Origin of the sequence: Pseudomonas sp. WS 5503, from assembly GCF_012985385.1 — a bacterium.
Lineage (GTDB): Bacteria > Pseudomonadota > Gammaproteobacteria > Pseudomonadales > Pseudomonadaceae > Aquipseudomonas > Aquipseudomonas paracarnis.
In genome coordinates this window covers 87,437-111,797 of sequence record NZ_JAAQWI010000009.1, presented here as the reverse complement: position 1 = coordinate 111,797, position 24,361 = coordinate 87,437, and the positions used below count along the sequence as shown (strand labels likewise).

Annotated in this window: 21 protein-coding genes; 12 read left to right on the top strand and 9 right to left on the bottom strand. The window is 60.7% G+C overall.

Features of this window, described 5'->3' with window-relative positions; genetic code table 11:
• Positions 1–30 precede the first annotated feature (30 nt).
• The 3 genes from HBO10_RS22190 (at position 31) to HBO10_RS22180 (ending at position 4,581) form a co-directional block, all read left to right on the top strand.
• Positions 31–2,703, top strand: a complete 2,673-nt coding sequence (locus tag HBO10_RS22190) for a fimbria/pilus outer membrane usher protein (protein WP_052199966.1) — start codon at positions 31–33, stop codon at positions 2,701–2,703.
• 64 nt (positions 2,704–2,767) lie between these two features.
• Positions 2,768–3,802, top strand: a complete 1,035-nt coding sequence (locus tag HBO10_RS22185; RefSeq protein ID WP_080757688.1) for a fimbrial protein — start codon at positions 2,768–2,770, stop codon at positions 3,800–3,802.
• Complete coding sequence (locus HBO10_RS22180; RefSeq protein ID WP_052199965.1) at positions 3,799–4,581, top strand: molecular chaperone; 783 nt, start codon at positions 3,799–3,801, stop codon at positions 4,579–4,581. Before HBO10_RS22185 ends, HBO10_RS22180 begins: the two co-directional genes overlap by 4 nt.
• Here the strand turns inward: HBO10_RS22180 and rarD are convergent.
• The 3 genes from rarD to HBO10_RS22165 all read right to left on the bottom strand — a co-directional run bounded on the left by rarD (position 4,550) and on the right by HBO10_RS22165 (position 7,457).
• Positions 4,550–5,431: an EamA family transporter RarD gene (gene rarD, locus HBO10_RS22175; protein WP_034127481.1), complete on the bottom strand. Its 882-nt coding sequence runs from the start codon at positions 5,429–5,431 to the stop codon at positions 4,550–4,552. The two genes, HBO10_RS22180 and rarD, sit on opposite strands and share 32 nt — an antisense overlap.
• Positions 5,432–5,467: 36 nt before the next feature.
• The gene (locus tag HBO10_RS22170; protein ID WP_034127480.1) at positions 5,468–6,478 is read right to left on the bottom strand and encodes an aldo/keto reductase; all 1,011 of its coding nucleotides are present in this window, start codon (positions 6,476–6,478) and stop codon (positions 5,468–5,470) included.
• A 76-nt stretch (positions 6,479–6,554) separates the two neighbouring features.
• Positions 6,555–7,457: a LysR family transcriptional regulator gene (locus HBO10_RS22165; protein WP_034127479.1), complete on the bottom strand. Its 903-nt coding sequence runs from the start codon at positions 7,455–7,457 to the stop codon at positions 6,555–6,557.
• 101 nt (positions 7,458–7,558) lie between these two features.
• Between HBO10_RS22165 and HBO10_RS22160 the strand changes: the two genes are divergently transcribed.
• Positions 7,559–8,263 (top strand): SDR family oxidoreductase, encoded by a 705-nt coding sequence (locus HBO10_RS22160; RefSeq protein ID WP_034127478.1) that lies wholly within the window; start codon positions 7,559–7,561, stop codon positions 8,261–8,263.
• 48 nt (positions 8,264–8,311) lie between these two features.
• On the opposite strand, the gene HBO10_RS22155 is transcribed toward HBO10_RS22160, so the two are convergent.
• Positions 8,312–9,622, bottom strand: a complete 1,311-nt coding sequence (locus HBO10_RS22155) for an MFS transporter (RefSeq protein WP_034127477.1) — start codon at positions 9,620–9,622, stop codon at positions 8,312–8,314.
• 157 nt (positions 9,623–9,779) lie between these two features.
• Between HBO10_RS22155 and HBO10_RS22150 the strand changes: the two genes are divergently transcribed.
• The 4 genes from HBO10_RS22150 (at position 9,780) to HBO10_RS22135 (ending at position 14,328) form a co-directional block, all read left to right on the top strand.
• Positions 9,780–10,880 carry a sugar diacid recognition domain-containing protein gene (locus tag HBO10_RS22150; RefSeq protein WP_034127476.1) on the top strand — a complete coding sequence of 367 codons (1,101 nt, stop codon included), beginning with the start codon at positions 9,780–9,782 and terminating at the stop codon, positions 10,878–10,880.
• A 205-nt stretch (positions 10,881–11,085) separates the two neighbouring features.
• Entirely contained in the window at positions 11,086–12,228 is a 1,143-nt protein-coding gene (locus tag HBO10_RS22145; RefSeq protein WP_034127475.1) for a glycerate kinase, read from the top strand.
• A 100-nt stretch (positions 12,229–12,328) separates the two neighbouring features.
• Entirely contained in the window at positions 12,329–13,612 is a 1,284-nt protein-coding gene (locus tag HBO10_RS22140; protein ID WP_034127474.1) for an AAA family ATPase, read from the top strand.
• The gene (locus tag HBO10_RS22135; RefSeq protein WP_060764750.1) at positions 13,609–14,328 is read left to right on the top strand and encodes a hypothetical protein; all 720 of its coding nucleotides are present in this window, start codon (positions 13,609–13,611) and stop codon (positions 14,326–14,328) included. Before HBO10_RS22140 ends, HBO10_RS22135 begins: the two co-directional genes overlap by 4 nt.
• A 3-nt stretch (positions 14,329–14,331) precedes the next feature.
• On the opposite strand, the gene HBO10_RS22130 is transcribed toward HBO10_RS22135, so the two are convergent.
• From HBO10_RS22130 to HBO10_RS22115, 4 genes are all read right to left on the bottom strand, one after another.
• Complete coding sequence (locus tag HBO10_RS22130; RefSeq protein WP_052199964.1) at positions 14,332–15,483, bottom strand: class II histone deacetylase; 1,152 nt, start codon at positions 15,481–15,483, stop codon at positions 14,332–14,334.
• The gene (locus HBO10_RS22125) at positions 15,480–16,634 is read right to left on the bottom strand and encodes an MFS transporter (protein ID WP_034127472.1); all 1,155 of its coding nucleotides are present in this window, start codon (positions 16,632–16,634) and stop codon (positions 15,480–15,482) included. The genes HBO10_RS22130 and HBO10_RS22125 overlap by 4 nt, the downstream gene beginning before the upstream one ends.
• 22 nt (positions 16,635–16,656) lie before the next feature.
• On the bottom strand, positions 16,657–17,529 hold the full coding sequence (locus HBO10_RS22120; RefSeq protein WP_034127471.1) for a transporter: 873 nt from the start codon (positions 17,527–17,529) through the stop codon (positions 16,657–16,659).
• Positions 17,530–17,626: 97 nt separating this feature from the next.
• Positions 17,627–18,598 (bottom strand): helix-turn-helix transcriptional regulator, encoded by a 972-nt coding sequence (locus HBO10_RS22115; protein WP_034127470.1) that lies wholly within the window; start codon positions 18,596–18,598, stop codon positions 17,627–17,629.
• Positions 18,599–18,824: 226 nt separating this feature from the next.
• Between HBO10_RS22115 and HBO10_RS22110 the strand changes: the two genes are divergently transcribed.
• Positions 18,825–19,337 carry a GNAT family N-acetyltransferase gene (locus HBO10_RS22110; RefSeq protein ID WP_034127469.1) on the top strand — a complete coding sequence of 171 codons (513 nt, stop codon included), beginning with the start codon at positions 18,825–18,827 and terminating at the stop codon, positions 19,335–19,337.
• Positions 19,338–19,622: 285 nt separating this feature from the next.
• Here HBO10_RS22110 and HBO10_RS22105 read toward each other — a convergent pair whose 3' ends face one another.
• Positions 19,623–20,315: an aspartate/glutamate racemase family protein gene (locus tag HBO10_RS22105; RefSeq protein ID WP_034127468.1), complete on the bottom strand. Its 693-nt coding sequence runs from the start codon at positions 20,313–20,315 to the stop codon at positions 19,623–19,625.
• A gap of 357 nt (positions 20,316–20,672) precedes the next feature.
• Here HBO10_RS22105 and HBO10_RS22100 point away from each other — a divergent pair, with 357 nt between their 5' ends.
• Genes HBO10_RS22100 through idi form a run of 3 tightly spaced genes read left to right on the top strand, consistent with a single transcriptional unit; the run spans position 20,673 to position 24,283 of the window.
• Entirely contained in the window at positions 20,673–22,898 is a 2,226-nt protein-coding gene (locus HBO10_RS22100; RefSeq protein WP_034127467.1) for a cytochrome P450, read from the top strand.
• On the top strand, positions 22,895–23,692 hold the full coding sequence (locus HBO10_RS22095; protein ID WP_034127466.1) for a class I SAM-dependent methyltransferase: 798 nt from the start codon (positions 22,895–22,897) through the stop codon (positions 23,690–23,692). Before HBO10_RS22100 ends, HBO10_RS22095 begins: the two co-directional genes overlap by 4 nt.
• A 48-nt stretch (positions 23,693–23,740) precedes the next feature.
• Complete coding sequence (gene idi, locus HBO10_RS22090) at positions 23,741–24,283, top strand: isopentenyl-diphosphate Delta-isomerase (RefSeq protein ID WP_080757692.1); 543 nt, start codon at positions 23,741–23,743, stop codon at positions 24,281–24,283.
• Positions 24,284–24,361 lie beyond the last annotated feature (78 nt).

Genomic DNA, 24,361 nt, shown 5'->3' with positions numbered 1-24,361 from the left:
CATTTCTCAGCGTCCACTGAAGTCATAACTATGCCTAGTCACATCCAAGTACGGGTGCGTCGCTGCGCCCCGATTTTGCCATTCCAGCATCGCACGATAATGCTGGGCGGTCTGATGAGTGCGGCCGTGATCGCCAGCGATGTCGCGCTTGCGTCTGAGTTGAGCTTTGATCTGAACGCATTCTCCAGTGGCCTGGCGTCGTCGGTTGACACGTCACGGTTCAATACCAGCAACCAGATGAGCCCTGGCATATACCGCGTAGATATCGTAGTCAACGGCCAGACCCTGGGGCGCAGGGAGGTGGAGTTTGTTGCGGCCCATGCAAAGACCGGGGCGCAGCCGTGCTTGAGTCGTGAAGTATTGGAAAAAATCGGTATCGCGATGGATAAAGTCGATACTGATGCCCATGGGCGCGAACTCTCGAACCCTGCCGCCGCCGGCCAGTACTGCGGCGACCTGGGGCAGTGGATTCCGATGGCATCCAGCACGTTCGATCCGGGTGCACTCGAGTTGGCGGCCAGCGTGCCGCAGGCCTACATGAAGCGTTCCATGCGCGGCTACATTGACCCCGAGTTGTTGGATGAGGGCATTGCCGCCGGGCTGCTCAATTACAACTTCAGTACCAATACGGTCACCGCAGGTGAAGGTGACGGTCGTACTTACCTGGGCCTCAATGCCGGTATCAACCTGGGTGCATGGCGCTTGCGACATCAGGGCGCCCAGGCCTGGAGCAACCGCACTGGCTTTGAGACTTATCAGAACACGTCCACTTATGTACAGCGCAGCATCATCCCCTGGCAGTCACAACTGACCCTCGGAGACACCTTCAGCAACGGACAGATTGTCGACGGGGTGCGCGTGCGGGGCGTCACTCTGGCCACCGACGACCGGATGCGCCCGCAGACGCAGCAAGGTTACGCACCGCAGGTTCGGGGGACGGCCGACAGTAATGCAACGGTCACGGTCAGCCAGAACGGCTACACCATTTATGAGACCACGGTGCCGCCCGGCCCCTTTGTTATCAGTGACCTACATGCCACCGGCTACGGTGGTGATTTGATCGTCAGCGTGACCGAAGTCGACGGGCGTCGGAACACCTTCGTCGTGCCGTACTCGGTGGCCCCGCAGTTATTGCGCGCCGACGCGACAAAGTACAGCGCCACCTTGGGTAAGGTGCAGCAAAAAGGCGTTGATGCGAAGGGCGCCAACGTCTTTCAAGGCACTTTGCAGCACGGTTTGACCGATGATCTGACGGTCTACGGTGGCGGTAGTGTTTCCAAAGGCTATGAACAGGGAAAGCTCGGTATCGCGTTGAATACGTCCTTCGGTGCGTTCTCTCTGGACACTGCCACCTCCCATACCGAGGTGCCCGATCATGGGCGCCAGTCCGGGCAAAGCCTGGGGCTGGGTTACAACAAAAGCCTGCCGGCCTCGGGTACGCATTTTGCGCTGGGTGCGTATCGGTTCTCCACCGAGGGTTACCTGAACCTGCAGGATGCACTGAATGTGCGCGAAATCGCGAGCCGGGCAGGTGACATCAACAGCTATGCCCGGCAAAAAAGCCGGCTCGACATGACAGTCAGCCAGCAGTTGGGTATCGGCACCTTGAGCTTGTACGGCAGCTCCGTCGACTATTGGGGAGGACAGGAAGGGCGCCAGGTTTCATTCACCGCCAGCTATGGCTCGACCTGGAACAAGGTCAACTGGAACCTGTCGGCACAGCGTTCCAGGGTCCAGGACACGCGACAACTGACCCAAAGCGAGCTCAGCGACGATGTGTTTTTCGGGCGTATCGGCCAACCCGGGCGTATCGATAACCGCTACATGCTCACACTGTCGATGCCGCTGGGGGGCGAATCGCGAGCGCCGACGATCAATACTTCGTTCTCCCGGGACACCGGTGATACACGGGGCAGCCAGCAGCAGGTGGGCATCAACGGGTTCCTGGGCGAGGACACCGCACTCAACTACGGTGTTTCAGCCAGCCGCGCAACCAGTGAAAGCACGCACTCCGGCCAGTTCAACACCTATGCCGGCTATCGCACGGATGCCACCCAACTGCGTGCCGGATATAGCCAGAGCCGCGATAGCTCGCAGCTTTCGTTTGGCGCCGATGGTGGGGTGGTCGTTCATGCCGCAGGTATCGCGTTCTCGCAAAGCCTAGGCGAAGCCTCGGCGCTGGTGCATGTGCCAGGTGCAGAAGGGGCCAGGCTCGGGGGGAGCAGCGGTGCACGGGTCAACAGCAGCGGGTTCGCTGTCGTGCCCAATCTGACGGCGTTCCAGAATAATACGGTGGAAATCGATCCGGAAGGCATGTCGATGGATGTAGAGCTCCAGGAGTCGACGCGCAACGTCGTACCGACCTCGGGCGCAGTATCGCTGGTCAAGTTCGACACGCTCAGTGGTCGGGCGGTACTGGTCAAGGGCGTCCACGAGAATGGCAGCCCGCTGCCATTTGCAGCACAGGTATTTGATGCGCAAGGGCGTGAGGTAGGCGTGGTGGGGCAGGCCAGTAAAGCCTTCGTCCGAGACATCCCGCAGGAAGGTCGTCTGACCGTCAAGTGGGGCAGCAAAATCGCCGAGCAGTGCGATATCTACTACCACATGCCGCCGATCACCGAGGGCCAACGACAGGCCACTACCGATTACCTTCAGGGGGTGTGCGTGGCAAGCCAAGGGCGCCAGGTTGCGGGGCAGCTATGAGTGAGTGCCGATGGATGACTGTTGCGGCGCATGACTTATTCGATATGACAGAGGTGTTGTTTTCATGACTAGGTTTTCACTTGCCAGCGTGGTGCTGGGAGGATGGATGGTGGCGCTGGAAGCTCAAGCGATCACCTGTGCCCCCGGCCCGGCGGTGAATATTTCCATTCCCCCGATCACGGTTGCGGCCGGGCAGCAAATCGGGCAGGTGGTCGGGTCCGCCAACGGCTATCGCTTCGACAGTCCTCCATCGTCCGCGCTTCGGTGTACCACACGAATTGCTTTAGGGGCACAGGCCAGGCTGGCACTGGTCAATAGCACGCCGACGGGCCGGACATTTTTCGCTAGCGGGCTTTCAATGCCAGTGTATGCCACCAATGTGCCTGGGGTGGGGTTTGCCCTGATGGCGAGGGACCCGAACCGGCCGTTCATGGCCATCAACACGGCAGGTGTCACACTCATTGTTGGAGATGCCAGAGCAAGGCCCATCGTCCTTGGGCTTGATACCCGAATTTATTTTGTCGCCACAGGCGCCATAACGGGTGGCACGATCACCGCCAGAAACATTGCAAGGTATACGATCACCGGCACGCCCATCACCGGCGCTGGCTATTACGCAGTGAACTTCTCCAACGTCACCATCAATGCGCCACGAAAACCCACCTGCAGGGTCTCAACACCTTCGGTCGCCATGCCTATGCCGGCCGTGGCTGCTCGTGATTTTCGCGGCGTGGGTAGTTTCGCCGGCAGCGTGACCCGCAATATCACACTGTCATGTGCGGGTGGCATCGGCGGGGCAACGCGTGACGTATTTGTGACGGTGACAGACCAGACCGTGCCGGCTAATCGCAGCGACGTACTGTCCTTGACCCGTACCTCTATGGCCAGTGGCGTTGCTCTGCAATTACTACGGGGGAACACGCTGGTGCGCTATGGGGCTGACTCCACGACGATTGGGAACCCGAATCAGTGGCTGGTCGGCAGTACTGGCAATGCGACTGTCCAGATCCCTTTGACCGCACGTTATATCCAGACCGCCTCCTCGATCCGTCCCGGCAGCGCGAACGGGTTGGCGTCATTCACAATGAGCTACCGATGAGCAGCGCGCTTTGGCGCGGGGGCCTGGGCGTGCTGATGAGCTTGCAGGCAATCGCCGTGCAGGGCGAAATCGTGATTGACCGCACGCGTGTCATCTACCCGGTTACCGCGCGCACGGTGGTGGTCAATCTGCACAATGAGGCTGACGGTCCGCGCCTAGTGCAAGCGTGGATCGATGATGGCGATGCGATGGCGGCACCCGAGAACAGTGATGTACCGTTCACGATTACGCCACCCATCGCCCGTATGAACGCGGGTACCGGGCGCGCCTTGCGGATCATGCATGATCAAACGCCAAAACAGGTGGCCGACCGGGAGTCGGTGTACTGGCTGAACGTACTGGCAATCAGACCGAGCGTTGAGGCATCCGATGAAACCAACGCCCTGCAATTTGCCTTTCGTACGCGGATCAAGCTTTTCCTCCGGCCCGCCCAATTGCCGGGAAAGGTACAGGACGTGGTTCATGCGCTTCAATGGTGCCTAAGCCGAGGGGACGACGTGGGGTTGGAGGTGCTCAACCCCACGGCGTATCACGTGACCTTGTCTGGTGTGGTTCTGACACTCGGTGGTGTGGAGCATCACAGCGAAGATCCGCCGATGGTTGCACCTTATGCTACTGCACGGGTTGCGATACCTGAGTTGCCTAGCGGCGATCTATCCGGCCCGCAATTACAGTTCACCACCTTGGATGATGATGGGGCTACTCAACATCATCAAGCACAGTTGCAGTTTGTCGACTGTTCGTCGGTCAAACCCTACGCTGCCGCACCAGATGCTTGAACCCTTCGAACACCAGCACCATGACCGCGATCCAGATCGGGATGTAGGTCAGCCATTGGCCTGCCTTGATCCCTTCACCCAGCAGCAGCGCCACCACCAGCAACAGCACTGGCTCGACATAGCTGAGCAGCCCGAACAGGCTGAACGCAAGCAGCCGGCTGGCGATGATATAGCTCACCAACGCCGAAGCGCTGATCAGACCCAGTATCGGGATCAGCGCATACAAATTGGGGTGGGCATCCATCACTGCGAAGCCCTGTTCGCCGCTTTGCACAAACCACCATGCCACCGGCAGCATCAGCGCCATGTCCAGCCACAGGCCGCCCAGGTGGTCGGTCTTGAGGTATTTACGCACGATAAAGTACAGCGGGTAACCGATGATCACCACCAGCGTCGCCCAGGAGAACCCACCGGCCTGGTATAACTCGTTGAGTACACCGAGCCCGGCAAAAAAAACCGCGATCTTTTGCAGGTAGGAAAGCTGTTCGCCCCACACCAGGCGCCCGGTGAGCACCATGGTCAGCGGCAGCAGGAAGTAACCGACCGACACATCCAGGCTGCGCCCGTTCAGTGGCGCCCACATGAACAACCACAGCTGCACACCGAGCAAGGCCGACGACACCAGTACGCCGCCGATCAGCCGTGGCTTGGCCGCGAGCATGCGCAGCAGTTCCCAGACCCGGCGCCACTCTCCGCTGACGAGCATGAACACCGTCATGCAGGGCACGGTGAGCAGCATGCGCCAGCCGAAAATCTCCAGGCCACTCAGGGGCGTTAGCAGTGATGTGAAGTAATACATCACGGCAAACAACACCGAAGCCAAGACCGATAACACCACACCTTTAGACACGTTGTCCTCGCGAAAGCCAATTATTGCGCGGGTAGTCTACAGGCGTGCCAATCGACCGGATACAAAATGCCCGACATCGTTGAACCCGGGCGAGGACGAATGCCCCGGCGTGACCAACGAATCAATGAATGCCTCGTCTTCAGCGCTGATCTTCACCGCCAGCGCCCCGGTGTAGGCGTCCCACTGCGCCTCGGTCCGTGGCCCGACAATCGCCGAGCTTACCGCCGCATTGTTCAGCACCCAGGCGATTGCGAACTCGACGATCCCCACGCCACGCCCTTGGGTGTATTGCTGGATCTGCTGGGCAATGCGCAGTGATTCAATTCGCCACTCGGTTTCCAGGATGCGTTTATCCTGGCGCGCGGCACGGCTGCCGGGCTCGGGCGTGACATCCGGTGCGTACTTGCCGCTGAGGACCCCTCGGGCCAGTGGACTGTACGGCACCACTCCCAGGCCGTAGGCCGCTGCAGCGGTGATCTGCTCGGCCTCGGCCTGGCGATTGACGATGTTATACAACGGCTGGCTGATGATGGGTTTATCGACGCCCAGGCGTTCGGCCACGCGAATCACTTCAGCGATGCGCCAACCCCGGTAGTTGGACAGGCCCCAATAGCGGACCTTGCCCTGGCGGATCAGATCTCCCATGGCGGACACGGTGACCTCCAACGGCGTGTCGTGGTCTTCGCGGTGCAGGTAGTAGATGTCCAGGTAGTCGGTATCCAGGCGTGCCAGGCTGGCGTCCAGCGCGTTGAACAGACGCTTGCGGCTCAAACCGCTGCGGTTGGGCACGCCGTCGGTAGGGCCGAAGCCGACCTTGGAGGCCACCACCCAATCCTGGCGGTTGCGTGCAATCGCCTCGCCAACGATTTCCTCGGAGCGCCCGCCTGTATACACGTCAGCCGTGTCGATGAAATTGATGCCCTGGTCCCAGGCCTTGTCGATGATGCGCAGCGAATCTTCGGTGCTGGTCTGTTCGCCAAACATCATGGTGCCGAGGGTCAGAGCGCTGACCTTTAACCCGGACTGGCCCAATGTGCGGTAATTCATGCAAAGCTCCTCACGCAAATGTAAGTGATGCAATACCAGACCCGAGCGCTCTGGAACAAGCCCTGGAGGCATTTCTTCATGTGCGTAGCAAAGTCAGGCAGCGGGCCTGTAAAAAGCGGTGCAGCACTTTCACGCGTTCCGACACTTGCAGGCGGTGCGGGCACATCAGGTTGAACGGCGCGGGTTCGCCTTGCCAGTCGGGTAGCAAGGGTACCAACCGCCCAGCCTGAATATCACGGGCCACATCCAGGTTGGCCTTATAGGCAATGCCATGCCCCGCCAACGCCCAGCGGCGGACAATCTCGCCGTCATCGCTGAGGTAGTCACCGCTCACCTCGACTTCTTGAAGCAACGCCCCCTGGCGGAAATACCAGGTGCTATTGGCCTGGCCCCGGCGCATATAGCGCAGCGTGCTGTGGTGGGCCAAATCTTCGGGCGTATGCGGAGTACCGTGGCGCGCCAGGTAGTCGGGGCTGGCGCAGGCAATGCGATGGTGATCGGGTGCCACCGGCAGGGCCACCAGGCTGGAGTCTCTAGGCACGCCAAAGCGCAAGGCGATGTCGACCGTGTCGCGAAACAAGTCGGCATTGCTGTCGTTGAGCAACAGTTGCAGACGGATGGTGGGGTGCTCCAGCTTGAACTCATCCAGCCAGCCCAGCAGCACATTGCGACCAAAGTCCGAGGGCGCGGCCAACTGCAATAAACCACTGAGGCTCTGGCCCTGTTGCTTGATGGCGTGCTCGCCGTCCGACAGCGCCTCCAGTGCCACCCGCACACTGTCCAGGTAACGCCGACCTTCTTCGGTCAGGCGCATGCTGCGGGTGGAGCGGGCGAGCAGGCGGATGCCGAGGCGGGTTTCAAGGCGCTTGAGGGCAATGCTGGCCGCCGCCGGCGTGAGGCCAAGGCCACGGGCGGCGGCCGTCAGGCTGCCGGTGTCGGCGCTGCGCACGAAGACTTCGAGGTCGAGAATGGAGCTCATTGATAAAAATCCTTTAAAGATCTTGTCGTTTTACCCGGATTTTTCATCGATTACCAAGCTGGGAAGATGAACGCTCACTTTCTGACCCAGGTAGTTTTCTCATGACCTCTTCTCTGAGCGGTAAAACCATCATCGTCATCGGCGGCAGCAGCGGTATCGGCGCGGCAGTGGCCCAGGCAGCCTTGGCGCGAGGCGCGCATGTGATCGTGGCCGGGCGCCGCTTGGCGCCAGGTTCCGACAGCGGGCTGCGCAGCGAGCCGGTGGACGTCACCGACAGCGCCTCGTTAACGCAACTGTTCGAAACCGTGGGGCGCTTTGACCATCTGGTCTACACCTCGGGGCCTTCGGTGCGGGCCAAGCCTTTGATTGAAACAGACCTGGATGAAGCCCAGGACAACTTCGATGTGAAGCTCTGGGGCGCACTACGCGCCATTCAACACGCGCTGCCCTTTTTGCACGAACAGGGCAGCATCACCCTGACCTCGGGCCAGTTGGGGCGCAAGTTGGCGACAGGGCAGTTCATCAAGACGGGCATTAACGCTGCGACCGAGGCCTTGGGCAAGCAACTGGCCAAAGAACTGGCGCCGCGTCGAGTCAATGTGATCAGCCCAGGGGTGATAGACACACCGGCCTATGCAGGGCTTGGCCAAGAGCAACGCTTGGCAATGTTTGCCAAGGCGGGCCAAGGGTTGCCGGTTGGGCGGGTGGGGCAGGCTGAAGAAGTGGCGGCGGGGTATGTACTGGCCATGGAAAATGGCTTTATGACCGGTGCGGTGGTTGATATCGACGGTGGCGGCCTGTTGTAAATACATGGTCCAAGTGGGAGGGAGCAGATCCCTCCCACGTTGAAGGCGTCAGGCCTTGAGCGTGCGCGTCATCCGCAATGCCAGGACACTGCCGCCCACAATCACCGCCGCCAGCAGGTACAACGCCACATCCGTAGACCCGGTGGCATCCTTCACAAAACCCACGATATACGGGCTGAGAAAACCCGCCATCTGCCCCATGGAGTTGATCAACGCCAAGCCACCCGCCGCCGCACCTGCGCTGAGCATGGCGGTGGGCACCGGCCAGAACATCGGCAGGCCGGTCAGGGCGCCCATGGTGGCGATGGTCAGGCCGAGAATGGCGATAGCGGGCGTAGTGGCGAAGTTAACGGCGATCACCAGGCCAATGGCGCCCATCAACATCGGCACCACCAAATGCCAGCGGCGCTCCTTGCGCAAATCGGCAGAGCGGCCCACCAGCAACATGAACACCGCCGCCAACAGATACGGGATCGCGCTGAGCCAGCCAATCACCAGGTTGTCGCTGAAGCCCATGTTCTTGATGATCGACGGCAGCCAGAAGTTGATCGCATACACGCCACTCTGGATGCAGAAGTAGATCAGACCGAATGCCCAGATCGCCGGGTTCTTGAACACTTCGGCCAGGGAGTCGCTGGTGGTTTTCGGCTTGTTAGCCAGGTCTGTGGCCTGGTCCGCTTCCAGTACCGCACGCTCATGGGGCTTGAGCCACTTGGCGTTGGCGAAGCTGTCACTGAGCAGGAAGTAGGCGAGGGCGCCGAGGACCACGGTCGGGATGCCTTGCAGCAGGAACATCCACTGCCAGCCCGCCAAGCCACCTTGGCCTGCGGCAAAGTGATTGAGAATCCAGCCGGAAAACGGGCTGCCGAGCAAACCGGACACCGGGATCGCCGACATGAACAGTGCCATGATTCGCCCACGGCGGAAGGTCGGAAACCACTGCGAAAGGTACAACACCACGCCGGGGAAGAAGCCCGCTTCAGCGGCACCGGTGAGCAGGCGCAGGGTGTAGAAATGCGTGGGCGTGGTCACAAACAGCAGGCATGTGGAGAGCGTACCCCACACGATCATCATCAACGCGATCCAGCGCCGCGGGCCAAACCGGGTCAGCGCCAGGTTGCTCGGCACGCCGCATAGCACGTAGCCGATAAAGAAAATCCCGGCTCCCAGGCCGTATACGGTTTCACTGAATTTCAACGCGTCGAGCATCTGCAGCTTGGCAAAGCCAACGTTTACCCGGTCGAGGTAATTGAACAGATAGCAGATAAAAATGAAGGGGATCAGGCGCAGGGTAATGCGCTTGTAGATGGCGTTTTTATCGTCATCGCTGGCCAGTGCGGCAGTGGCGCTCTGTGACATGGGATTCTCTCTTTATTATGATTTTTCGCGGTGCGAGGGTAACGTTGACCGCCCTGACAGTCTCGGTGACGTGAAGGGCAACTGTCTTTGTGCCGGCGCACAGTCAAGCCATCTTTGCGCTGTGCTGGTGAACAACCTTTTTCAGGAAATTAGCCCCATGTTCGAGCTGGATCATGCCCTGGCGCAGGAGATTGTCGATCGCACCATGGCAATCCTGCCCCATAACGTCAATGTCATGGACAGCCAGGGCTTGATCCTGGGCAGCGGCGAGCCGGAGCGTATCAATACCCGCCATGAAGGTGCCCAGCTAGTGTTGGCCAATGGGCGGGTGGTGGAAATCGACGGGCAGACCGCCAAGCATCTCAAGGGTGTGCAACCAGGAATCAATCTGCCGCTGCTGCATGATCAGCGCCTGATTGGCGTACTGGGTATCACCGGCGAGCCGGATGGGTTACGCACCTATGCCGAACTGGTGCGCATGACCGCTGAAATGCTGGTCAGCCAACGCCACCAGCAAGCCGAACAACAATGGCGGCGCCAGCGTTGCGATGATCTGCTGGCCCTGCTGTTGGCCGACAGCGGCGACTCCCCGCGCCTGGTGGACGAAGCCCAGCAACTGGGGCTCAAGCCACAACTGGCGCGCACGCCATACCTGTTTGAACTGGGCCCGGGCCAAACGGCGGAGGCCCTGAGCGCCTGGCTCGCCAGCCGCTACCCCGACAGTTGGTGCGTCAGCTCTGCGCAGTTTTCCTTGCTGTGGTGCCGACCTGCTGGGGTGCAGGTCGATAACCCCCGCTTGCTGGAAAAGCTCGACGGCCTGGGTTGGAACGTCCTGCGCGTGGCCATCGGCGGGCAAGCGGAGGGCTTGGCGGGACTGCGCCGCTGCTATCGGCGGGTGGGTGATCTGCTTGCTTATGGCCGCGATATCCTGCCGCAATCACGCCTGTTGACCCTCAACCGTTATCGCCTGCCGGTGATGCTGTGGCGTCATCGCAACGACGACGCCCTGGACGAATTGCTCAACCCGTTGCGCAAAGTGTTGGCCAAGGACAGCAACGGGCAACTGCTTGCCACGTTGCGCAGTTGGTGCGAGCACGATGGGCAAAGCCAGGCGTGTGCCGACGCCTTGGGCATTCACCGCAACAGCCTGCGCTACCGCATGGAGCGCATAGCCGAACTCAGCGGCGTAGACCCGCTGACGCTAGATGGGATGCTTGCCTTGTACCTGGGCGTCCAACTGCTGCCCCACCCCCTGTAGGAGCGAGCCTACTCGCGAAAAACGTCAACGATAACGCAGGTTGCCGGATTCACCGCGGCGCGTTCCGGTCTTTCGCGAGCAAGCTCGCGCCTACAACGGGCATTGTAGAAATGAACAACAAACCCGCCCCACACTTGTGCATCGGCCCCGCGTCATTGCCCCAGCCAACTGGCAGCATGGGCGTTATAAAAACCGGAGAAAGCCCATGAAAATCGTGATCGCCCCCGACTCGTTCAAAGACAGCCTGAGTGCCGCAGGTGTCGCCCAGGCGATTGCCGAGGGGTGGGCCGAGGTCTGGCCTGATGCGCACGTGCTTCAATGCCCGATGGCCGATGGCGGTGAAGGCACGGTGGATGCGGTGCTCGCAGCATGTAAGGGGCAATTGCGCCGGCACACGGTCCGAGGCCCGCTGGGCGACAGCGTCGAAGCGCGTTGGGGATGGTTGGCCGACAGCCATACCGCGATGATCGAGATGGCCGAGGCCAGTGGTTTGCAACTCGTCGCGCCGGGGCAGCGCGACGCCTGTTCCAGTACCACCTATGGCACCGGCGAGTTGATCCGCGCCGCGCTGGATGCCGGGGCGCAGCGCATCATCCTGGCGATTGGTGGCAGTGCTACCAACGATGGTGGCGCGGGGGCGATGCAGGCCCTTGGCGTGCAGCTATTGGATAGCGAACGCCAGCCACTGCCGGCGGGTGGGTTGGCGTTGGCGCGCCTGGCCCATATCAGCCTCGAACAACTGGACCCGCGCCTGGCACAGGTGCGTTTTGAAATCGCCGCCGACGTCAACAATCCCCTGTGCGGCCCCCACGGTGCCTCGTCGATTTTCGGCCCGCAAAAAGGCGCGAGCCCCGAGCAGGTGGCACAACTGGACGCGGCCCTTGGGCACTTCGCTGACCATTGCGCCCAGGTGCTGCCCAAGGATGTGCGCGACGAACCCGGCAGTGGTGCCGCCGGTGGACTGGGCTTTGCTGCCAAGGCGTTCCTCGCCGCCCAGTTTCGTCCAGGGGTCGAGGTGGTTGCTGAACTGGTTGGCCTGGATGAAGCGGTACGGGGTGCCGACCTGGTGATTACCGGCGAGGGCCGCTTCGACGCCCAGACCCTGCGTGGCAAAACCCCGTTTGGCGTGGCTCGCATTGCCCAGCGACAGGGCGTGCCGGTGGTCGTCATTGCGGGGACATTGGGCGAGGGCTACGAGCAGATGTATGCCCAGGGTGTGGACGCAGCATTTGCTTTGCCATCGGGCCCGATGTCACTGGAACAGGCTTGTCACGAGGCGCCGCGCCTGTTGCGTGAGCGGGCCTCGGACATTGCGCGGGTGTGGCGTTTGGCTATTCAGCGCGGATAGATTAAGACCGTCAACGCCGTGACAGACTTGGCGATAATTACTATCATCCGTGCTTACTCTGAAGACCGGCTGACCTGGCCGGGCATGTTGGAAACCGATCATGCAGATCAAGCGTTTTACCCTCGTCAATTTCCGCGGTATCGAGAAGATGGAACTCGATTTCGAAGGCAGGAAGACTGTCGCTTTGGTGGGCATCAACGGCGTGGGCAAGTCGTCGATTCTGGATGCGTTGGCGATAACGCTTTCGAACTTGACATCGCGGGTTGTGGGCAAGGCTGCCAAATCCAGAACTTTGTCCAAAGATGATATTCGAGCAGGGGAAGATTACACCCGTTTGGAGTTAACGACGGATTTGCAAAATCAGCCGGGTACAAAGGATTTGAGCTGGGCAATAGCCTTGAATAAGAAAGGAGGAAAACATCCAGCAGATCGTAGTAGCGATTTATTGGCCTTGAACGTAAAAGCCGACGAGTTCGAATACGGCATCCGGCACTACGAGTCAGGATTTGATGATTGGATAACATTGCCGTTGGCAGTTTATTACGACGTGCACCGTGCCGTACTAGACGTACCATTGCGCGTTCGCGAACAGTTGGTTAACGCTATCGCTGAAGGGTATGACGATGCGTTGGGCCACGGTGGCGCGGACTTCAAGCGGTTCTTCATCTGGTTTCGCAATCAGGAAGATCTTGAAAATGAAAGTAGTCGGGACACCCCTGGCTATCGAGACAGAGAGCTCTCCGCTGTACGCCGAGCTATCGAAACCTTCACTGGATTCCGGGACGTCCGCGTTCGTCGTAAGCCAGCGTTGAGAATGACGGTCCTCAAAGGCGATCTCGAATTCAATGTCCTGCAGCTATCCGACGGTGAAAAATGTCTATTGGCAATGGTTGGCGATTTGGCGCGCAGGCTTACATTACTCAATCGCGAAGTGGCTGACCCACTGCAAGGGAAGGGTGTCGTCCTGATCGACGAATTGGACCTGCATCTCCATCCGGGTTGGCAGCGTACCGTTGTTGCAAACCTTGAAAAGACCTTTCCCAATTGCCAGTTCATCATCACCACCCATTCACCACAAATATTGGGTGAGCTGCCGGCTGAAGCAATCATGCTATTGAAGGATGGCCGGTTTATCGGGCATCCAGAGCGTTCGCTTGGGTTACGCAGCGGCGAAGTGATCGAAGAATTGATGGGGGATGTCGCGCAAAACCGCGACGTTGGCCATCAACTCCAGGCAATACATCGCTATCTGGATGACGACAAACTGGAGCATGCCGAAGCCAGTCTTTCGCAATTGAGAGATAAGGTTGGGGACATTCCGGACATCCTGGAAGTACAAGCGAGCATCGACTCCTTGAGGTGGGCCGGAGAAAGTGAAGCATGAGGTCCATCACGAAAGGGGCAGAGCCCCGCGAGTTGATTGAGTGGCGTCGGGAAAACAAAGACACGCCGCAAAATCTGTTTTATGGCCGTGGTAGCAGTTTTCCAGCGGAGCCTGTGCGCAGGTCGTTATTGCGTGAGCAGTTTCATCTTTGCGCTTATACGCTACGTCGGCTACCTACGGCGCAAGAATGCGGAGCCAAAGGCCAAGACACTATTTTTAGCTGCCATATCGAACATGTGCTGCCCCAGGCAAGGCATGTGGACCAAAGCATCGCTTACGACAACATGGTCGCATGCTATCCGCCTAGTCAGTCCAATGTCGCCTGTGAGTACGGAGCAGAGGAAAAAAAGGCCTACGACCCCGCTCGAAACCCCTTTGTATCGCCTCTTTCGCCCCACGCGAGCCGGCTTTTTCGATTTTTAAGAGACGGAAAGGTTGAAGGGCTTTCACCGGAGGCGGTTCAAACGATTGAAGTGCTCAAGCTCAATCACGCCACGCTGGTCAATGACCGCAAGGCGGTCATCAAAGGCTGGCTTATGCCACGAGGAAAACCCATTTCTGCCGCAGCGGCCAGGCGTTTGAGCACGGAGGCCGAGACGCCGGACGCCAATCTTTGTTTACTTCAGTACTGCATGGCACTTAAGCAACAGGCCGAGTTACATGCGGACAAGTACGAAAAACGCGCGGTGCGTACCCGAGGTCAGGTGAGACCATGAAGGTCAACCCATTCGGTTAGCAGGGACAATCCGCGCCTGCTGTGAATCAATGATCCCTCCGGCCAACCGCTCTACCCACTGCGCTTGAAACCCCTGCAGCGCCGCACCGGGTTGCTGCAGCTGCACAAACTCAAGCATCGGGTCTAGCACCGCTGTGCGCACGCCGCTCAATTCCTCCAGGGTCGCCAGGCCGCAGAACGGTACATAGGCTTCGCTGTAGCCGCCTTCGTGCACCAGCACCAGGCGGCCCTGACATAAACGATCGGCTGCCAGGCGCAGGGCGCGGGTCAGCAGACGGAACGATTCGCTGTGCAACAACATGCGCGCTAGCGGGTCGACGGCGTTGGCGTCATAACCGCAAGCAACGATGATCAACTCCGGCTCGAAGCGCTCCAGCGCGGGCACTACGATGCGTTCCATGGCGTGTAGATAGGTGGCGTGCCCACTGCCTGGGGGCAACGGAATATTGATGTTGGCCCCCACGCCGGCCCCGCGGCCTCGATCCTGGTCGCCGCTGTAGCCAGGCGGGTAGCAGCCGTCCTGATGCAGCGAAATCGTCAACACATCGGCCCGTTCTTCGAAGATCGACTGCGTGCCGTTGCCGTGGTGCACATCCCAGTCGATCACGGCAACTTTGCCCAATCCGTTGCGGGCCTTGGCGGCCTCGATGGCAATGGCAATGTTGGCGAGAAAGCAAAAGCCCATCGCGCTGTCTGCCAGGCAGTGATGCCCCGGTGGCCGCGACAGCGAATAGGCATTGTGCGCCTGGCCCCTGAGCACCGCGTCCACGGCGGCCAGGGTCAGTCCGGCGGACAGTTGCGCAATCTCGTAGCTGCCCGGCCCAATCGGTGCCTGGGGGCCAAGCTCACCGCCGCCAGCATCGCTCAGGGCCTTGAAACGCTGCAGATAGGCACGGCTGTGGACGCGCAGCAGATCCTCTTCACTGGCTGGCGGCGCGCTACGCAGTTGTAGTTGGCGGCTCAGTCCGGAGACATCCAACAGGCTTTTCAAGCGGCGCTTGGTCTCCGGTGACTCGGCATGCCCGCTGCCGGCCGGCGGCTGCACCCAGCCGCCCACGGGCAGGGTCAGAGCATGGGCGCCGGCGCTGTGCCACAGGCTAATTTCGTCGAAGAAAAATGCGGTGGTTGGGTTCATACCGGTTCCAGTTCAGTGGGGGAATGGGGACGGCTGGCGATGATCATCACCAGCGACAGCAGGGTGATAGCGGCTGCACCGAGCAGCAACAGGCTGAACCCGCCGCTGGCCTCGATCAGGCGGCCGGCGAGCGCTGGGCCGATGGCCAGGCCGCCGCCGATAACCAGGTTGGAGGCGTTCATCAGCTTGCCGCTGTGATCGAGGTCGGCCAGGCAGGCCAGGATCAGCGGCAGAATGAAGGTCCAGGTGAATTTGAACAGCAGCGCCGCCAAGGCAAATCGCAGCAATGCGGGCTGGCCAAGCAACAAGAGCACCGCTGCCGCCATCAACAGGTAGCCCAGCAGCAACAGCACTCCACGCGGCAAGCGGGCCCCGATCAGTGAAGCGCTCGCTGCCCCGGCAATACCCATCACGGTGGCGATGGCGAGGATTTCGCCGCCGTGCTGCGCCGAAATCCCGGCACTGGCGCCCAAGGCACCGATAAAGGTCCATACGCCCCCCAGGCTGATGTAAAAGGCCAGGACAGCGCCAACCCCCAGGGCGGCTTTCCAGCGTGAACCGGGCAATACCGGGGCGCGGTTGGCGGGCAACGCAGGGCTACCGGCGGGAAACGCCCGCGCCAATGGCAGCAGCAGAGCCATCAACCCTGCCAGGAGCAAGTAGCAGGCATTCAAGCCAAATCGATCGAACAAACCAGGCAACACCACCAGGCCGAGGGCACCGACGATCAACTGCCCCATCACCCACACACCATAGACCCGGCTGGGGTTGGCGGTGGTGGCCGCACTGGCCAGGCAGAGGATCATCAACGAGCCGCCGGCCAGGGCGCTGGCAGCGCGCAACACCAGCAGTCCGGCGTAGGTGTCGGCCAGCATCGACAGCAAGTTGGCGGCCATGAACAGCAGCGCGGCGACCCGGGCGGCGGTGCGCCAGTCAACCCGCTTGAGCCACCACCAGGCGGGCAAGGTCGCCAGGCTCATGGCGCCCAGTTCCACGGAAAACAAGTCGCCGATACGCGCTGGGCTCAGCTGCCACTGGCTGGCCAACTGCGCGGCCACGGCGGGAGCGGTCATCAGGATGGTCGGGGTGATGGCGGCAAACAGCACGATCGCTGCCAGCCGCGCCGTTATCGCAGGGTTGGAAATGGGCATTTTCAAGCTCCAGGGAAAGGGGTCAGAACACATGCACCAGGCGCAACAGCGCTTCGGTGCCGGCATAGCCATTGGAAGCCGCAACGCTTTGCGAAAGGCTGACCATCAGTTGGTTCTGCCGGTCGAGCCAATGCCCGAGTTCGAAGCCGACTTGGGTGTAGCGCTTGTGGGTGTCGTCGAGGCGGCGGTTGTTGAGGCGCAGGGCGCCACCGTCGGCCTGGATCAGGCGCAGTGCACCGTAAGTGGCGGCGCTGAAGTCATACGAGGCAAAAGCCTGCAGGCGATACAGCGGGGCTTGCTTGAGTTCGCTGCTAAAGTAATCGTCATTGCGGCCATAGAGCTGGGCTTCCAGGTTGGCTTCCAGTACCCAGTTTTCGCCGATGCCGTGGGTGTAGTTGTAGACAAAGGTGGCGCCCCAGCGATTGGCACCGGGAGAGACGTCCGGGTTTTGACTGTGGTACTCACCCACCGGCACGGTGATCAGGCTCAACAAACCGCTATAAGTGCGCGAAGCCGGATCGTTGACGAAAAACAGCGTGCCGCCCACCTGTGGATCGCCCATGCCGCGCTCGCGGCTGCGCTGGTTGGCGCCGGGCAGGCGTGCGCTGATGTCGGCAAAGGGCAGGATGAATTGCGGCGTGCACAACGTGCCGCAGGCGTCGGTGAAATACACCTGGCGGTAAGCCACGGCGTTGACCCTGAGGTCGGCCTTGCCGGTGCTGTCGGCGGGGCCATGGAAATCGCCGGCACGGGTGGCGGGCAGGTACAGCACACCCAGGCGGGTGCCTGGTGGAGCGGCGAAAAAGTCGCGGGCGTTGAGGTCGGCAGCCTGGCTGTCGAGGCTGAACAGGCTGGCGCACAGCACTGCCAGGTTACGTAAGCGTGTGGAAGTCATGACGAAGCGTCTCGTGTCAGAGAAGGCCGGAAAATGGGCAACAGCAGCCCGAGACCGTAAAAACGACCGTGGCAAACCGTGGGAGAAACGGGCAGGGTCAGTCGGGCGGGGCGTGCACCAGGTGCGCTATGCGCGCCTTGTCCTTGACGCCGAGCTTGGCGTAGATGGCGCGGATATGGTGACGCACGGTGTTGGGTGAGAGGCCAAGGTCGCGGGCCACTTCCTTGTAGGTCTTGCCCTCGCCAAACCCTTGGGCTACGTCGTTTTCCCGTGGGCTGAGCTGGGGCAGGGCGCGGTTGAGGCGCGCGGCCAACAGCAATTGGTCGCCCACCGGTGACGCCTGGATATGGATGCGCTTGCCGTCATGCCCGCGCTCATCCAGCAACACCGGCAGGGTGGGGCCACGCCATTGCGGCCATTCGCTGAGCAGCAGGTCGACAAAACCGCGCTCGGCGCATTGCAACACGCCCCGTGGGTCGCACACCGCCAGGGCCAGATTGCGCGGGCTGGCCAGGGTTTCGCGCATGGCCACCAAGGTGCGGATCTGGTTTGCCGAGACCGCCGCCACCAGATGCAGCATCAGGTTATTGAGCAACTGGCAATCCTGCGCGTTGAACGCGGGCGCAGTGGGCTGGCGGTAGAGCGTCAGGTGATGACTGAGGTGGGTTTGCGGGTCGATATGGATCACACACAGCAATTCACCCAGGCCGTGGCGTTGCCCCAACCAATTCAAGGCGCTGCCGTTGGCGGGGTCGCGCATATCGATAATTACTGCCTCGCCAGGCGAGGCATGCACCCGTGCAACGGTAACGTCCAGATGGCGGATCGACTGCCAGTCCGCCAGGTAGTCGGGTGGCAACTGATAGAGGTAGCTGTTGTGCTCTTGCGGCAGACCGTTGATGACAGCCGAGCGTCCCCACCAGGCACTGTCGAAGGCCAGCAATTGGCTGACGCGTGCCAGGGCATGGCGCTGGAAGTGTTCGATGTCCTGATGTTGGGCCAGTCGTTGCAGGTCCAGCGTCAGGGTGCTGAAGGCCTGTAACAGGCCCGAGTGATCAAAACGGCTCATGGGTGTTCCTCTGTGGGACTTTTTTGTTGTTCTCGTCACAGGGTGAAGGCCGAAGCGTCGGGTTGACGGGGCAGGGCCTGGGCAGAGTATCGGCGCTGCGCATATGGATCGCCATCGTTCAGATGCAGGATGGTGCTGGTCGGCCAGTGGGAAAATTCCCGGCTCGTCAGTCAGGCGCTTAGCCTCTACACTGGCCCGCCACTTGTCTTTCAAAGGATGAAATGCAATGCACCCACCTGAACCGTCTATCGTGATCCAGCGTTTTACCGAGGCCCACCTGGAGGGCGTCGCCGCGCTCTACAACGAACCGGCTGTTTGTCGTCAGGTGCTGCAAATGCCTTTTCAGTCTGTTGAGATGTGGCGCAAGCGCCTGGTGATGGATAACGAGCGGCGCCTGCAACTGGTGGCGGTGCAGGGCACTGAGGTGATTGGCCAATTGGGGCTTGAGCAGTACTTGCGTGTACGCCAGAGCCACGTTGGCTCATTGGGGATGGGCGTGGCGCCCGCCTGGCAGGGCAAGGGTGTCGGTTCGCGGCTGTTGGCGGCCGCGTTGGAGGTAGCCGACAACTGGATGAACCTGCGCCGTGTGGAACTGACGGTCTACGCCGACAACGAAGCGGCGCACAACCTGTACCGCAAGTTCGGCTTTGAAGTGGAAGGGCGGTTGCGCGACTATGCCCTGCGTGATGGTGTGTTTGTCGACACCTTCAGCATGGCGCGCCTGCGCACGTCGGCTTGATCCTGTAAAACTGTGGGAGCTGGCTTGCCCCAATGCCAGTCAGTTAAGGGCTTTTTGTAGGAGCGAGCTTGCTCGCGAAAAACTCACAGGCGCCGCGTTTATTCAGGAAGCGCGCGTTATCGTTGACGTTTTTCGCGAACAAGCTCGCTCCTACAGTAGGCGATGACCGCTTAACTGACTGGCATTGGGGCTTGCCCGCGAAAGCGGTCTGACAGCCCCGCCAGGATGTTGGATCAGACCGAGTACATACCCGTTCAGGTAAGGACCACAAAGTTGTGTAGATACCTAAGCCTCTAAGGCAAACCCCACTGCGGCCTGCGCATGCAACGCGGTGGTGTCCAGCAGCGGCAGGGCGCTGTGTTCGGGCTGGATCAGCAAGCAGATTTCCGTACAGCCGAGGATGATCGCCTGGGCGCCTTGTGCAGCGAGTGCCTGGATCACCCGCTGATACACCTGGCGTGACGCGTCACTGATGATGCCCACGCACAGTTCTTCATAGATGATTCGGTGCACCTCCTGGCGTTCATCCGCGTCTGGCACCAGCACGGTAAGCCCCTGGGCGGCAAGGCGGGACTTGAGGAAGTCCTGCTCCATGGTGAATGCGGTACCCAGCAAGCCTACCGTCAGGGTCCCGGCCTCCAGAGCCGCCGCCGCCGTGGCATCAGCAATATGCAGGAAGGGGATCGACACCGCCGCCTCAATACGCGGTGCCACCAAGTGCATGGTGTTGGTACACAGCACCACACAATCAGCGCCCCCGGCCTGCAAGCGCCGTGCGGCATCTTCCAGGATCAGCGCGGCATCGTCCCAACGCCCGGCATGCTGAGCCTGTTCCACCGGGCCGAAATCTACGCTGTACATCAACACTTGCGCCGAGCGCAGCGGGCCAAGATGGTCGCGCACGCGCTGGTTTATAAGGCGGTAATACTGGGCGCTGGACTCCCAGCTCATGCCGCCGATAAGGCCGATGGTGCGCATAGGGTGCTCCTGAAAAAGGATGAGCCTTCACCTTACCCACTCGAGGCTGATGAGTCATACGCAGTTGCCGACCCATTCACCGGAACAGTTCAAGCAACGTGGGTGATCGGTCATCGTCCGGTGCTGAGCGACTCGTCCATACCTGTGAGAAATGACAGTATATTTTGCTGAAAACCCCATATCTAATCAGCACGAACGACCGAGCAGCCCCTGAGCGCTCATGATGGCGACGCTCCGTTTTCCCCTACGCCGAAAGACCGCCATTGCCGAGTGACCTTCGGATACCTCTCACATCCAGAGTTTTTGATTTCAAATAAGGTCAGCCCTACTGAAAGTTTGATTCCAGAGGAGCTTTTCATGGCACCGCAACACTGTGAAGGCGACACCGATACCCGCCACAACAGTCATTCGTCACCGGCGCCGCTCACGATTCCCGATATCCAGCTACCTTTCGCCGTTGCACCGCCGCGTGCCGACACTGAACGGCTGCGTGCGCATGCGCTTGCTTGGGCGCAGCGATACGGTTTGATCGGCAGGCGTGGCGCGCATCGGTTGACCACCACGGCACTGCTCGACCTGGGAATAGCATTGTGCGGGCGGGCGCCCACGCACCGAGCGCAGACTCTGGTGTGCTGGTACCTGTGGGCGCTTACGCTGGATGACCGTATTGATGACGGACCCTGGGCGGAAAACGGCGCGCTGGAGCATTTCATCGCCGCCGTGCAGGCGTTGACCGACAGCGGCGATGCTGTGCCGTCACGTGAACGCGACCGGTTCGAGGACCCGATGCTGGCTGTTCTGGTCGATGACTTGTGGCCCGAGACCCAGCGTTGGGGCAGCGGGCCTTGGCGGCAGAGGCTGGCGGGGCACTTGATCCAGCATCTGCGCGCGCAGGCGGCGCAGGTACGCATGCGAGAAACCGATACGGCGCTCGCCCTGGCTGAGTATCTGCCGTTGCGCCGGGATTCCTTCGGCGCCCTGTTCTTTTTTGATCTGATCGATGGTGCCGAAGCCCTGGACCCGCACGTGCATCCTGCGCAGGTGGAAACATGGAGCAGGTTGCGTAAGCACGCTGCCGATATCATTGCGTGGACGAACGATATCCACTCGGTTGCCAAAGATGTGGTGTGTGGCGAGCGCTTCAATCTGGTGTCGATACTCGGGCACACCGCCGGCCTGGACTGGCCTGGCGCGATAGAAGCAGCCCATCAGATGGTCAACACGGCAGTTGCTCAATTCACGGCAGCCGCTACCGAGCATGCCCATTACCCGCCGTGCGCTGCGACCGATCCGGACCGGTTGCGTCAGGTTGTCCGGGCGGCGGGGGACTGGCATCGCAGCGTTTCGCGCTATCACCTACAGGCCGATGGGTGCGCGGTACAGCACAGCCGACAAGTGGACCTGGCGCTGACTCCGCCGACCCTCAAGTCCCGCCAGTTCGAAATCGACCCGTACCCCTTGTATGAGCGTTTACGCACCACACTGCCGATCGCGTACGACGAGCCCACCGATGTTTGGCTGGTCAGTCGGCATGTGGATGTCAAAGCCGCGTTGACCCACCCAGGGGCAAGCAATCGCAACTACACCTGGCAGATTGGGCCGCTGCTGGGGCACACCATTGTGACCATGGACGGCTGCGAACACGCCCAGCACCGAGCATTGCTCACCCCGTCGTTTCGCAGCAAGGCGCTGGTGGCGCTCGAAGCGTCTGTCACCGCAGTGACCGCAGACTTGCTGGCGCGTATGCAGGGCCGGCCTCAGGTCGACCTGATTGCCGATTTCACCGCTGCGCTGCCGGTGCGAGTGATGGCTCATGCATTGGGCCTCCCGGCACACACACGAGAGGAGGTGGAGCGGCTCAAGCGTTGGTGTGCCATCGGCTTCGCGTACATGGGCAACTATCGTCAGGACCCAGCACTGTTGACCGGCGGGTTATCCAACCGGGACAGTTTTTACGACTTTATCCAGCCCTACATCGACGCTCGGCGTATAGAACCCAAGGACGACTTGATTTCACAACTTCTGGCGGCACGTATCGACGACCAGCCGTTGTCCGAGTCCTTTGTACGGTCCTATTGCGCGATCCTGATGACGGCAGGCAGCGAGACCAGTCACGGCGCCCTGGCGAATCTGATCGTCAACCTGTTGAGCGAACCTGGCGTGAAAGAGGCGGTGATCGCTGATCCAGCACTGATGGACAACGCCCTCACCGAAACCCTGCGACGCAACCCGCCTTTGCAACTTGTACTTCGGGAGGCGACTGAACCGCTGCAACTGCCGTCGGGAACAATTCCTGGTGGCGCAACCCTGGCCTGCCTGATCGGTTCAGCCAATCGTGATCCGGCCCGGTTCAGCGACCCGGACACCTTCAATATGTTGCGCGCCGAACAGGCGACCAGCCATTTCGCTTTCGGAGCGGGGCGCCACTTCTGCCTGGGCTCCATGCTCGCTCGGATGGAGATCACGATTGGCGCGCGCATGCTGCTGCAGACCTTTCCCAACCTGCGCTGGGCTCCGGGGTTCAAGCCCGAAGAGCGCGGGTTTCTCAATCGCTGCCCTGATCAATTGGAGGTCGTGCTTTGACCACATCTGTTTCCACCGAGCAACCCGGCTACACCCGCAGCTATCTCGCGGACCAACACGCAGGCCAATTGGCGAGGTTGCAAACCTTGGAGCGCGCCTTTGACCCGTTAAGCCATAAGGTTTTTGAACGATTGGATCTGCCGGACGCGCCCGCCATCCTTGATCTGGGCGCCGGTGCCGGATCGCTCGCCGGCTGGTTGAGCCAGCGATATCCCGACGCAACGGTTACCGCCACGGATATCGATACTCGCTTCCTGGTCGACATTCCCGGCATCAAGGTGATGACCCACAATGTCACGACCGATGATTTTCCTGCCGCATCGTTTGACGTGGTGCACGCCCGGGCGTTGCTGTGCCACCTCACTGACCGCGAGGAGATAGTGACGCGAGCCGCCACTTGGTTACGTCCCGGAGGCTGGTTGGTGATCGAAGATGTGAGCCTGCAACCGAGCCTCAGAACGACGAACCCGTTGCTGCGCAAAGTCGCCCAGGCCGGAATCACACTGTTGGAGCAGTCCATCGGGTCTGACATGTTCTGGGCCGATCGACTGCCTGATCGGCTACGTGACCGGGGGCTTGTCAACGTGGGGCATCGCACCCTCGAAGGCCGAATCGGCGACAACAGCCCGGCAGATGCCTTCTGGGCGGCAACCACCGCGCAGGCAGGGCCTGCATTGTTGGAACTTGGGTTACTCACCCAGGCAGAGCTGGATGCCATGGCCATGCTGCGTGCCGATCCAACGTTCACCGACGCCGCCTTGACGTTAGTCAGTGCCTGGGGACGCGTCCTCTAGCTTGATACTGTGCGGGGGCGCACATCATTGCACTTAGGAACATACACAATGACCCATGATGTAGTGTTAGTTGATGCGCAAGATAGACCGATCGGAGTGTGTGGCAAACGCGATGCACACCTGGGGAACGGACGGCTTCATCGCGCTTTTTCAGTGCATTTGATCGACAGCAGTGGCCGTCATCTGGTTCAGCGTCGTGCGGCAGGTAAAATGCTTTGGCCTGGTTTTTGGTCGAATGCTTGCTGCAGTCATCCTGCACCTGGCGAGACTATTCTGGAGGCGGCGTCCCGTCGTCTACACGAAGAGTTAGGCGTCTGGGCTTCCTGCCGCTCTCTGTACAGCTTTGAGTACCACGCGCGCTTCGGATCTGTCGGTGCGGAGCACGAACTCTGCCATGTGCTGGTTGCTCAAACGGACGCTGAAGTTTCTCCCGCTGCCGACGAAGTCAGCGAGGTCAAGTGGCAGACCCGAGCCGACATATCCGCCCAACTTGCACAGAGTCAGGCGTTATTTACGCCCTGGTTTGCAATGCAATGGCCGCGTCTTCTAGCAGAACATCCCGAGTTCGACATACCGTCCAAGCACGTATAGACCTGTTGTTTATGACAGTAGACGACGCGCATCCCACAGCCGTTAATAGGTGGGCCAAGCCTGCGTGTTGCAGCCTTG